General features: G+C 67.0%; 11 protein-coding genes. 6 read left to right on the forward strand and 5 right to left on the reverse strand.

Translation table 11 applies throughout. The features are described from left to right. Nucleotides 1–28 precede the first annotated feature (28 nt). The 4 genes from aspS to CAL13_RS20305 form a co-directional block, all read right to left on the reverse strand. Nucleotides 29–1,816: an aspartate--tRNA ligase gene (aspS, locus tag CAL13_RS20290; RefSeq protein ID WP_086059005.1), complete on the reverse strand. Its 1,788-nt coding sequence runs from the start codon at nt 1,814–1,816 to the stop codon at nt 29–31. A gap of 91 nt (nt 1,817–1,907) precedes the next feature. Next, nucleotides 1,908–2,576 (reverse strand): DUF502 domain-containing protein, encoded by a 669-nt coding sequence (locus CAL13_RS20295; RefSeq protein ID WP_198297822.1) that lies wholly within the window; start codon nt 2,574–2,576, stop codon nt 1,908–1,910. A gap of 15 nt (nt 2,577–2,591) precedes the next feature. Next, a complete protein-coding gene (locus tag CAL13_RS20300; RefSeq protein ID WP_086059007.1) occupies nt 2,592–2,930 on the reverse strand; it encodes an FmdB family zinc ribbon protein in 339 nt (112 codons plus the stop codon). A 187-nt stretch (nt 2,931–3,117) separates the two neighbouring features. Then, complete coding sequence (locus CAL13_RS20305; protein WP_086059008.1) at nt 3,118–4,377, reverse strand: putative Na+/H+ antiporter; 1,260 nt, start codon at nt 4,375–4,377, stop codon at nt 3,118–3,120. A gap of 193 nt (nt 4,378–4,570) precedes the next feature. Between CAL13_RS20305 and CAL13_RS20310 the strand changes: the two genes are divergently transcribed. Beyond that, nucleotides 4,571–5,797: a CaiB/BaiF CoA transferase family protein gene (locus tag CAL13_RS20310; RefSeq protein ID WP_198297873.1), complete on the forward strand. Its 1,227-nt coding sequence runs from the start codon at nt 4,571–4,573 to the stop codon at nt 5,795–5,797. Between the two features lie 27 nt (nt 5,798–5,824). After that, a complete protein-coding gene (locus tag CAL13_RS20315; protein ID WP_086059009.1) occupies nt 5,825–6,778 on the forward strand; it encodes a hydroxymethylglutaryl-CoA lyase in 954 nt (317 codons plus the stop codon). 4 nt (nt 6,779–6,782) lie between these two features. Here CAL13_RS20315 and CAL13_RS20320 read toward each other — a convergent pair whose 3' ends face one another. Further along, nucleotides 6,783–7,568 carry a GntR family transcriptional regulator gene (locus CAL13_RS20320; protein ID WP_157664535.1) on the reverse strand — a complete coding sequence of 262 codons (786 nt, stop codon included), beginning with the start codon at nt 7,566–7,568 and terminating at the stop codon, nt 6,783–6,785. Between the two features lie 215 nt (nt 7,569–7,783). On the opposite strand from CAL13_RS20320, the gene CAL13_RS20325 reads away from it, so the two are divergent. The 4 genes from CAL13_RS20325 (at nt 7,784) to CAL13_RS20340 (ending at nt 11,951) form a co-directional block, all read left to right on the forward strand. Continuing rightward, nucleotides 7,784–8,659, forward strand: coding sequence for an HpcH/HpaI aldolase/citrate lyase family protein (locus CAL13_RS20325; RefSeq protein ID WP_086059637.1), 876 nt, complete (start codon nt 7,784–7,786; stop codon nt 8,657–8,659). 74 nt (nt 8,660–8,733) lie between these two features. Beyond that, nucleotides 8,734–9,948 (forward strand): CaiB/BaiF CoA transferase family protein, encoded by a 1,215-nt coding sequence (locus tag CAL13_RS20330; protein WP_086073375.1) that lies wholly within the window; start codon nt 8,734–8,736, stop codon nt 9,946–9,948. Nucleotides 9,949–10,071: 123 nt separating this feature from the next. Beyond that, nucleotides 10,072–10,935: a branched-chain amino acid ABC transporter permease gene (locus CAL13_RS20335; RefSeq protein ID WP_086059012.1), complete on the forward strand. Its 864-nt coding sequence runs from the start codon at nt 10,072–10,074 to the stop codon at nt 10,933–10,935. Further along, on the forward strand, nt 10,932–11,951 hold the full coding sequence (locus CAL13_RS20340) for a branched-chain amino acid ABC transporter permease (RefSeq protein ID WP_086073377.1): 1,020 nt from the start codon (nt 10,932–10,934) through the stop codon (nt 11,949–11,951). Before CAL13_RS20335 ends, CAL13_RS20340 begins: the two co-directional genes overlap by 4 nt. The last annotated feature ends 1 nt before the right edge of the window (nt 11,952 follow it).

Genomic DNA, 11,952 nt, shown 5'->3' on the forward strand with positions numbered 1-11,952 from the left:
GCCTGTCGAAGGACAGGCCCTGGCGTCGTTATTTCACTTCCGGCGTGCGCAGACGGATATGAAGCTCGCGCAACTGCTTCTCGTCGACCGGCGACGGCGCCTGCGTGAGCAGATCCTGCGCGCGCTGCGTCTTGGGGAAGGCGATCACGTCACGGATGGATTCGGCGCCGCTCATCATGGTGACGATCCGGTCCAGGCCGAACGCGATACCGCCATGCGGCGGCGCGCCGTACTGCAGCGCATCCAGCAGGAAACCAAACTTCTGGCGGGCTTCCTCCGGACCGATCTTCAGCGCGCGGAACACCTTGCTCTGCACTTCTTCGCGGTGGATACGGACCGAGCCCCCGCCGATTTCCCAACCGTTCAGCACCATGTCGTAGGCCTTGGCGTAGGCCTTGCTCGGATCGGTCTCCAGAAAGTCCTCGTGACCGTCCTTGGGGCTGGTGAAGGGATGGTGCGCGGCGGTGTAGCGGCCCTCTTCCTCGTCGTACTCGAACATGGGGAAGTCCACGACCCACAGCGGACGCCAGCCAGCGGTGAACAGGCCGGCCTGCTTGCCGAAATCGCTGTGGCCGATCTTCACGCGCAGGGCGCCCATGGAATCGTTGACGACCTTTTCGCGATCCGCGCCGAAGAAGATGATGTCGCCGTCCTGCGCGCCGGTGCGCTTGATCAGCTCGGCCAGCGCGGCGTCATGGATGTTTTTGACGATGGGCGATTGCAGCCCTTCGCGGCCCTTGGCCGCTTCGTTGACCTTGATCCAGGCCAGGCCCTTGGCGCCGTAGATGCCGACGAACTGCGTGTAGCTGTCGATTTCGCTGCGGGACAGCGACCCGCCCCCCGGCACGCGCAGGGCCACGACGCGGCTGCCCGGCGTGGCGGCGGCGGTGGCGAACACCTTGAAATCGACATCGCGCATGATGTCGCTGATGTCGGTGAATTCCAGCGACACGCGCAGGTCCGGCTTGTCGGACCCGTAGCGGCGCATGGCCTCCGTCCACGTCATGGTGGGGAACGGATCGGGCAGATCGACGTTCTGCACCACCTTGAACACGTGGCGGATCATGCTTTCGAAGATCTCGCGGATCTCGACTTCGTTCAGGAACGACGTCTCGCAATCGATCTGGGTGAATTCGGGCTGGCGGTCGGCGCGCAGGTCCTCGTCGCGGAAGCACTTGGTGATCTGGTAGTAGCGGTCGAAGCCCGACACCATGAGCATCTGCTTGAACAGCTGCGGCGACTGCGGCAGCGCGAAGAACTGGCCGGCGTTCACGCGCGAAGGCACCAGGTAGTCGCGCGCGCCTTCGGGCGTGCTCTTGGTCAGCATGGGCGTTTCGATATCGATGAAGCCCAGCGAATCCAGGAATTTGCGCACTTCGATGGAAACGCGGTAGCGCAGCATCAGGTTGCGCTGCATCTGCGGGCGGCGCAGATCCAGCACGCGGTGCGTCAGCCGGGTCGTTTCCGACAGGTTGTCGTCGTCCAGCTGGAACGGCGGCGTGACCGACGCGTTCAGGATTTCCACTTCCTTGCACAGCACTTCGACTTCGCCGGAGGCCAGGTCCGGGTTGGCCGTGCCTTCGGGACGCAGGCGCACCAGACCCGTGACGCGGATGCAGTATTCGTTGCGCAGGCGTTCCGCGGTGGCGAAGGCGGCGTTATCGGGATCGAAAACGATCTGCGCCAGGCCGGCACGGTCGCGCAGGTCGATGAAGATGACCCCGCCGTGGTCGCGGCGGCGGTTCACCCAGCCGAACAGGGTAACGGTCTGACCGAGGTGGTCACGGCAAACCTGGCCGGTGTAGCAGGTACGCATTGCGGGATAACTCCGTTTCTACTTTGTTGGGGCGCCACGTAGGAGCGTCACGATAAGGGTTCGAGCGGCGGCACGCGGTCCGCCGGACGGTTCAGGGGGTGTCCTCCCGGCGCGCCGGACGCACGCCCGGCGCCGTGGGGATTTCCACGGGGCGGACAGGCGCGACGGCGGGCGGGGGCGGCGCCACGACGCCCATGGACACCACGTATTTCAGGGCCGCGTCCACGCTCATGTGCAGGTCGATCACTTCCGCGCGCGGCATCATCAGGAAAAATCCGGACGTGGGATTGGGGGTGGTCGGCACGTAGACGCTGACGTGGTCGCCCGGCAGGTGCGTGGCGACTTCGCCGCTGGGCACGCCGGTCAGGAAGGCGATGGTCCACGAGCCCTGACGCGGATACTGCACCAGGACCGCCTGCCGGAAGGCCTGGCCGTTCGGCGCCAGCACGGTATCGCTGACCTGCTTGACCGAGTTGTATATCGATCGCACCAGCGGGATGCGGCCCAGCAGCTTCTCCCATTGATCGAGCAGCGTGCGGCCGAGCAGGTTGGCGGCGAAGACGCCGGTCAGCAGGACCACCAGAATGACGAGCAGGAAGCGGAACCCGGGAATGTCCACGCCGAACAGGGACTCTGCCGACAGGAACCCGGGAACGAAGCCTTCCAGCGTGGCGATGAGAACGCCCAGCACCCAGACGGTGATCACCAGCGGCACCCAGATCAGGAGGCCGGTGATGAAGTACTTCTTGAAGACGCGCATCGCCATGGGAGTGCGTCAGGTAGCCGCGGCAGGCGCGGGAGACGAAGCCGGGGCGGAAGCGGGCGTGGCGGCGCCGCTGTCGGACTTGCCGGCGGCGTCGCTCTTTGCGGAAGCGCTGTCGCCGCTCTTCGAATCATCCTTGGACCCGCTCTTGGCGCCGCCACTGCTGCCGTTGTTGCGGAAATCCGTGACGTACCACCCAGAGCCCTTCAGCTGGAAGCCGGCGGCCGTGACCTGCTTCGAAAAAGCATCTGCCCCGCACTCGGGACATTGCGTGAGAGGCGCGTCGGAAATCTTTTGCAGTACATCCTTGGCATGGCCGCAGGCGCCGCACTTGTAAGCGTAAATAGGCATTCGATAACCCCCTGGTCCGCCGGGCGAAACACCCCGGGGCGGCGCGCGCCGCCGTTGCGGGGACGCGGCCGGACCGGGGCCGGCAAAAATACGGGAAAGTCTTGAATTTTAGCGGGTTTTTCCGCAGTACCAGGGCGTAACGGTACGCGGCCGTGACGCGGTGCGGCACGGCCCGCGGAAAGCGGCATCAGACCGGCAACAGGAACATCGCGGCGGCCACGGCCGTGGGCCACAGCGCCGCCAGGAACAACTGGCCCGCCGAAATGCTGCCATCCGGAAAGTGATTCTTCAGGATGGCGAACCCCGCGGGATTGGGCGCGTTGGCGATGACCGTAAGCCCGCCCCCCGTCACCGCGCCCGCCACCAGCATGTAGCGCCAGACTTCGTCGGTGCCCTCCACCAGCGAGCCCAGGTACGTCAGGGCGGCATTGTCCGTGACGGCCGTCAGGGCGGTGGCGCCCCAGAACAGGACCGTGGGGGACAGCCCCCCCAGCAGGTCCTGCAGCCACCAGTGCTGCAGGCCGCCCAGCACCACCAGGCCGGCCAGGAAGAAGCCCACCATCAGGCCCTCCTTGATCATCAGCCGGTTCTGGTGACGCTTGTAGGCTTCGGTGAAGCCGATGAAGAGCATCATCAGGGCCAGGAAGATGGCGGGATGGTGGGCGTTGAGCACGACGGCGACCAGGAAAATCAGATGGACGGCGATCACGGGCCAGGGCACGCCCGGCCGGCCGTTATCCCCGCCGGGCTTGTCCGCTTCCATCAGCGTTTTGCGGCAGACGAAGGTCAGGACGGCGGCATTGACCAGCACCGCCACGGCGGCGCGCCAGCCGAAATGGGTCGCCATGTGCGCGGCGTCCCACCCGAAGGTATTGGCCACCATCAGGACGGGCGGTGCGGCATAGGACGTCAGCACACCGCCGATCGACACGTTGACGAACAGCACGCCCAGCGTCAGGTACTTGAACCGGCGCCGGCCGCTGACCCGGAAATAAGCGTCCCGCAGCAGGATGGCGGCCAGCGTCATGGCCGCGGGCTCGGTGATGAAGGACCCGGCCAGGGGCACGATGGACATCACCACCAGATAGGTGCTGAGCTGGTTCGGCAGCGGCAGCACGCGCGCCAGCACGCGCACGCACGCATCCACGAACTCGAGAATGGGACGGCTGGCGGCGACCACCATGATGACGAAGACGAACAGCGGCTCGGTGAAATTGCGGGTGTCCATGTAGCCGACTGCTTTCTCCGTGCCGCCCAGCAGCGCCATGCAGACGATCAGCACGAAGGCCCAGACGCCGAACACGGCCTCGACCTCGGCCAGCAGATGCCAGACGCCGGCGTGCGGGCCGTTGCGGTGCGCCAGCCGGGCGAAGAACGGAACGGAAAAGGTATGCAGGACGGCGATGGCGAATAGCGCGGTGGCGATCGCTTCTATCGTGGTCGGCATGGGTCGGTTTCCCTCTTTTTGTCGCGGCGTGGAAACGCCGTGTGTTGTCGTGGCGGTTTTTTGCGCAGCAGGCACTATACAGAAGCCCGGATGCCCGCATCGTGAACAGGATGTTGATTGGGCCACAACGAAGTATTGACGCCGGCGCTGACGCCGCTTAATGTACGTACAAACGCACATTAAAGGAGACACCATGGCGGCATCCACGGTCATGGAGGGCGCGCTGGCGGGCGTCAAGGTGCTGGACCTGTCCAACTTCCTGGCGGCGCCGATGTGCGGCATGTTCCTGTCGGACTACGGCGCGGACGTGCTCAAAGTGGAGCGGCCCGGCAAGGGTGACGAGGTCCGCTACTGGGGCGAGAACAAGAACGGCGTGGGGCTTTACTACAAGGTCATCAACCGCAACAAGAAGTCGGTCACCCTGGATCTGCACACGCCGCTCGGGGCGGAGGCGGTAAAGCGCCTGGCGGCCGACGCGGACATCGTGCTCGAGAACTACCGCACCGGCACCCTGGAGAAATGGGGCTTGGGATACGACACGCTGAGCGCGATCAACCCCGGCCTGATCATGATCCGGATCACCGGTTTCGGGCAGACCGGGCCCTACAGCGACCGCCCCGGCTTCGGGACGCTGGCCGAAGCCTACGCGGGCTACGCCCATATCTCCGGGCAACCGGACGGCCCTCCCCTGTTGCCCGGCTTCGGCCTGGCCGACTCGACCACCGGCCTGATGGGCGCCTTCCTGGCCATGGTGGCCCTGGCGGAGAAGCGCCGCAGCGGCCGCGGCCAGTACATCGACCTGGCCATCTATGAAACGCTGCTCACCTTGCTGGGCCCGCAGGTCATCAACTACGACCAGCTGGGCATCGTGCAGCAGCGCGCGGGCAGCCGCCTGCCCTTCACCGCGCCGCGCAACACCTACCGCACCCGCGACGGCAAATGGGTCACCGTGGGCGGCAGCGCGCAATCGGCCTTCGTCAATATCTGCGAAACGCTGGGCGTGCCCGAGCTGGTGCGGGATCCCCGCTTCGCCGACAACCGCCAGCGTCTGCGGCACGTGGAAGCCCTGGACGATGCGCTGCAGCGCGCCATAGAGCGGTTCGACCTGGACGATCTGCTCGCCCGCTCGGCAGAGCGCCGCTGCACCATGTCTCCGGTGAACGACGTGGCGCAGATCTTAGCGGATCCGCATATCCAGGCGCGCGGCAACATCCGCGCGGTCGACGATGATGAGCTCGGCTGCACGCTTCGCATGCAGGACGTGGTGGGCAGACTGTCGGCCACCCCGGGTGCGATACGGCATCCCGGACCGCGGCTGGGCCAGCACAATCGGGAAATCCTGGTGGACCGGCTGGGCTACAGCGAAGAAACGCTGGCGCGGGCGGGCATCTTGCTGGACGATGGACCCCAACCCATCTAGGGCCGGTCACCGCCAAGGAGGGCAGCCATGTACCTACCCGAGCAGATCGACATCGTCGAAGTGGGCCCGCGCGACGGCCTGCAGAGCCTGCGCAAATGGGTGCCGACCGAAGACAAGGTGCGCATGGTGGACCGCCTGTCGCAGGCCGGGTTTCCGGTGATCGAGGTTACCGGGTTCGTGCATCCGCGCGTGATCCCCAACCTGCAGGATGCGGAAGCCGTGTGCGAGCGCATCGCGCGCCGGCCGGGCATTGTGTACCGCGGCCTGGCGCCGAATGCGCGCGGCGCCGAGCGCGCCGCCGCCGCGCGGGTGGACGAGATCGTCGGCCTGACCATCGCCAGCGCCTCGTACCTGAAGAAGAACCAGAACATGACGCCGGAACAGGCGGACGCCCAGGCGATCGAGGCGTTTCGTATCGCGGACGCCAAGGGCCTGCGCTATGTGCTGGCCATCGGCATGGCGTTCTGGTGTCCCTACGAAGGACTCATCCCGCAGGACCGCGTGCAGGCCATGGTGGGCCGCTTCCGCGATGCCGGCATACGGCGGCTGTATCTGGCCGGATCGGTGGGCATGGAGGATCCGCGCCATGTCAATGCGCTCTTCACCCGGCTGTACGACCGCTATCCGGACATCGAACTGGGATTCCACGTGCACAACCTGAGCGGCATGGCCACCGCGAACATCGTGGCGGCGTTGGATGCCGGCGCGGCCTGGCTGGAAGGCGCGATCTGCGGGATCGGCGGCGGCATCGCCATGCCGGAAACCTTGGGCGCGGTGGGCAACTTCCCCACCGAGGACATGGTCCGCATGATGACCCTGATGCAGGTGCAGACGGGCCTGGACCCGGATGCCGTGCTTGCCGCGTCGCGCGACATCGCGCGCCTGCTGGACATCGCGCCGCGCAGCCATGCGGCACACGGCAGCACGCGGGAAGCCGTGATGAAGTGGGGCCGGGAGCATCCGCACGAGCATCCCGCCTGAAGGTCTACTCCTCCGCGCTATGGGCGCGGAACCGCGTGCTTTGCGTATATCTGCCGCTGGGATAATGACCGATACCCACTTCGACAATGGTGCCCTGCCTGTCCAGGTAATAGCGCGAGATGCGCAGCGCCGCCTGGCCCTCGTCGGCCTTCAGCGCCTGTGCCATCTCCCGCGTCAGCTGCGCCGCGGTGATCTCCTGCAAGACCTCGACGATGCGGACGCCGTAGCGCTCCTCCACCAAGGAATAGATGGGGCGCTTGATGATGCGCGTGCGGCCGATGGCGCCCGCGTATTCGGGACGCAGGTACGCCTGCAGGTAACACAGCGGCGTGTCGCCGCCCGGCACCTTGCGCACGATGTTGGTTTCCGACCAGGCCTGGCCCGGCTGGCAGTGCAGCAGCTCCGCGAAGGCGTCGTCGGCAACGATTTCCCGGCGCGACTTCACGTGCATTTCCGTGGCGTCGACGAACTGCAGCAGGTCCGAGATGTTGTGGATTCCGCTGAAGAAGCGCGGCGATTCCGGACGCGCGCGCACCTTGGTGCCGATGCCGGGCCGCGACCACAGCAGGCCCTCTTCCTTCAATTCCCGCAGCGCCTGGCGCACCGTATGACGGCTGACCCCATAGCGCAGCGAAAGCTCGCCTTCGGTAGGCAGCGTGCTGCCGATGGGATAGCGGCCGCCATGGATATCGGCCGCCAGCGTCTTGGCCAGCGCCACGTAAAGAGGATTGCGGCCGCCGGCAAGCGCGCCTGCGTAATCGGAGCCGTCGGCGGAAGGGTTCGTGCGCATGGATTCGGAAAAAAGGTGGATGGTAAATGCCGCCCTGGCGAAGGCGCCATCGGAATTCGCATGATTAGCGATTGACAGGCTGCCACGCCGCCCGTATTGTACGTACAAACGCACATTTTAGACAAACGATGCGGACGGCCACCGAGACAGAACAGCCCGGCTTTCACGCCGGACTGCGGGCTCCCCGCCGTCCCCCGCGCGCGATGGAGACTCGCATGACGGTGTTCAGATCGTTTTTGTTCGCGCCGGCCAATCACGCCCGGCGCGTTGAAAAGGCCCTTGCGCTGGACGCCGACGCCGTCATCCTCGATCTGGAGGACGCCTGCGCGGTTTCCGAAAAAGCCGCCAGCCGCGCGAAAGTGGTCGAGGCCATGCGCCAGCCGCGCCGCTGCCTGGGCTATGTGCGCGTCAATCCCCTGCACACCGTTTTCGCCTACGGCGACCTGACCGAAACGATCCGTCCCGGCCTGGACGGCGTGGTGCTGCCCAAGGTCGAGTCGGCCAGCGACGTGCGCACGGCCGATTGGCTGATGCGGCAACTGGAACGCGAACGCGGCATGCCGGAGGGCGGCGTTGACCTGATTCCCATCATCGAGACCGCGCAAGGCGTGGCCCGCTTGCCCGAGATCCTGACGGCCGCGCCGCGGGTGCGGCGCGTGGCCTTCGGCGCGGGCGATTTCACCCTGGACCTGGACCTCACCTGGACGCGCGACGAAACCGAGCTGGCGCCCTATCGGGCGCAGATCGTCATGCAGTCGCGCGCCGCCGGCCTGGAGCCGCCGCTGGACACGGTATGGGTGGACCTGAAGGATCCCGAAGGATGCGAGGCCTCGGCGCGCAAGGCGCGCGAACTGGGCTTCCAGGGCAAGCTCTGCATCCACCCGGACCAGATCGCCATGGTCAACCGCGCCTTTTCACCGAGCGACGCGCAGATCGAACGCGCGCGCCGTGTCCTGGATGCCTTCGCGCAAGCCGAGGCCCAGGGCTCGTCGGCCATACAGCTGGACGGCCAATTCATCGATTACCCCATCGTCTACGCCGCGCAGCGGGTGGTGGCGATGGCGGAAAGGCTTTCGGGGCGCGCGGCCTAGGCCGCGCCCCGCCACGCCGCGCTTCGGCGGACGACATCGCGGGCGGCGCGCCCGCGGGACAGGAGGAGACTCTCATGAGCAATGCAGCGGCCGCCGTCCGGCCTCTCGATCATCTGAAAGTGATCGACGTATCCAGTTTTCTGGCCGGGCCCTTCTGCTCGACGCAGCTTGCCGAATTCGGCGCGGACGTCATCAAGCTGGAATTGCCGCGCGTGGGCGACCCGCTGCGGCGGTTCGGCACCATCACGCCCTGCGGCGACTCGCTGCCCTGGCTGTCCGAATGCCGCAACAAGAAGTCCGCCACGCTGGACCTGCGCACGCCCGAAGGCGCGGAGCTGCTGAAAGCGCTGGTGAAGGAATCGGACGTGCTGGTGGAAAACTTCCAGCCGGGAACGCTGGAGAAGTGGAACCTGGGATGGGACGTGCTGAAGGAAGTGAATCCGCGCCTGATCATGGTGCGGATCTCCGGTTATGGGCAGACCGGCCCTTACAGCGGCCGGCCCGGCTTCGGCCGCATCGGCAACGCCTTCGGCGGACTGTCGTACCTGGCCGGCTACCCGGACCGTCCGCCCGTGACGCCCGGCTCGGCCACGATTCCGGACTACATGGCGGGCCTGTACGGCGCGCTGGGTGTGCTGCTGGCGCTGCAATCGCTGGCCAAGACGGGACGCGGCCAAGTGGTGGACATCGGCCTGTACGAGCCGATCTTCCGCATCCTCGACGAACTGGCGCCCGCGTATCACATGAAGGGCTACGTGCGGCAACGCATGGGCCCCGGCACGGTGAACGTGGTGCCGCATAGCCACTACCCCACGGCCGACGGCCGCTGGGTCGCCATCGCCTGCACCAGCGACAAGATCTTCGAGCGCCTGGCCCACGCGATGGGCGTGCCCGAAGTGGCCGGCACGGGCAAATGGGGCACCATTGCGCAGCGCGAAGCCGAGCGCGCCCAGGTGGACGAGTACGTCGGCGCGTGGAGCTCCCAATACACGCGCGATGAAGTGCTGCGGCGCTGCGAGGAACACCAGGTGCCGTGCGGGCCGGTCTACGCCATCGACGAGATCTTCGAGGACCCGCAGTACGCGGCGCGCGGCAATATCGTCCGTTTCCAGGATGCGCGCGTGGGCGAATACGCGGTGCCCAACGTCGTGCCGAGGCTGACGGACACCCCGGGCGGCATCGACCGCCTCGGGCCCGCGCTGGGCGAGCACAACGACGAGGTTTACCGCGAGCGCCTGGGCCTGTCGCCCGAACGCATCGAGGCATTGGCCAAGGCCGGCGTGATCTAGCGGCGGACCGGGCAGCGCGCCCGGCGCCACGACGCGCCCAGGCAGGGGACCATGGCGCGCCGCCGGGCGCGCCATACGAGAGAACGCGGCGCACGCACGCCGCGCACTGGAGGAGACGTCATCGTGCCCTTTCTCGAGCTATTCGTCGGCGGCATCCTGCTGGGCGGTTTGTACGCCCTGATGGCTTGCGGCCTGAACCTGGTTTTCGGCGTCATGCGCGTCATCAACTTCGCGCATGGCGACCTGCTGGCCGTCGGCGCGCTGACCACGGTGTCGATCGTCGCCGGCATGCACCTTCCCTATTTCGCGGCGCTGGTCCTGGTGCCGCTGCTGACGGCCGCGCTCGGCCTGGCGATGCAGTGGCTCGTCATCCGCCGCATCGCCGACGCGCCGATGATCATGTCGCTGCTGGCGACCTTCGCGCTATCGACCATCATCGTCAATGTATCCATCCTGATCTGGGGCGGCGGCTACCGCGGCCTGCCCACGGTGCTGGGCGGCTCCGTCGCCCTGGCCGGCATGGACATACCGTTGTCGCGGCTGGTGTCCTTCGTCGTCGCCATGGCGGCGACGCTGGGCGTTTGGTGGTTCCTGCAGACCACCCGCTACGGCAAGGCCATCCGCTCGGTGTCGCAGGCGCCGGAGCTGGCGGTGATCTCCGGAATCTCGATCGAGCAGGTGCGCAACGTCACCTTCGCGCTGGGCGCCGCGATGGCGGGACTGGCGGGCGTGCTGCTGGCGCCCACATTCGCGTCCGACGCACAGCTGGGCGCGCGCTTCGGCATCAAGGCATTCGCGGTCATCATCGTCGGCGGCATGGGCAGCTACCCGGGCGCCATGCTGGCCGCCCTGCTCATGGGCATCCTGGAAGTCTTCGCCGGCTACCTTTACGGGCAGGTGCTGGGCGCGGCCACGGTGTTCCTGGCCATGCTGGTGGTACTGGTCGTGCGGCCGCGCGGCATCTTCGGCATGGGAGCGCGCGCATGAAAACCGTCCTGATCCTGGCCGTCGCCGTGATCGCGGCGGCCATCGCGCCGCGCTACGCCGGCTCATACCCGATGTCCTTCCTGGTGCAGACCTTCATCTTCATCGGGCTGGCCTATTCCTGGAACCTGATCGGCGGCTACGCCGGCTACACCCATTTCGGCCAGGTGACCTTCTTCGGCATCGGGGCCTACATCGGCGCGATCGCCATCGGCAAGGACATGCCCTGGATGTGGGCAACCCTGCTGGCGGCCGTGTGCGCGTCGCTGTGCGCGGCCGTGCTGGGCGCCATCATGCTGCGTCTGAAGGGGCCGTTCTTCGCCATCGGCATGTTCGGCATCGCCCGTGTATGCGAGTCGCTGGCCCTGGGTTTGGACAACATCACGCAGGGCGGCACCGGTCTGTACCTGGCGGCGGTGGATCTGGACCTGGTCTATTACGCCGCCGGCGCCATCGCGCTGGTGCTGATCGTCGCCACCTGGCGCCTGGACAATTCCCGGCTGGGGCTGCAACTGCTGTCCATCCGCGAGGACGAAACTGCCGCCGCCGCGTTGGGCGTGCGCACCACGCGGCTGAAGATCGGCACCTTCATCGCTTCGGCCTTCATGCCGGGCGCGCTGGGCAGCCTGTACGCCTGCTACCTGGGCTTCATCGACCCCACGACCGCCTTCGCGCCGATGACGGAACTGACCGTGATCGCGATGGTGCTGCTGGGCGGCATGGGGACGGTGCTCGGCCCCCTGGCGGGCGCCGTCGCGCTTTCCGTGGTGAACGAGGTGCTGTGGGCCCGCCTGCCGGAGATCTACCTTTCGCTGGTCGGCGTGATCATCCTGGTCGCCGTCCTTTTCATGCCGCGCGGCATCGTCAATTTCGCGCAGCGCCACGCTTGGTCCTGGATGCCGGTGGCGCGCGGGCACCTGCGCCGCCTGGCGGACCGGCGCGGCAAGCCGGCCGCGCAGGCGCGCAAGCCCATGCCGAAGGCCTCGCGGCCCGCGCCGAAGCAATTCATCAAGCCATGAG

The organism is Bordetella genomosp. 9 (assembly GCF_002119725.1).
GTDB lineage: Bacteria > Pseudomonadota > Gammaproteobacteria > Burkholderiales > Burkholderiaceae_B > Bordetella_C.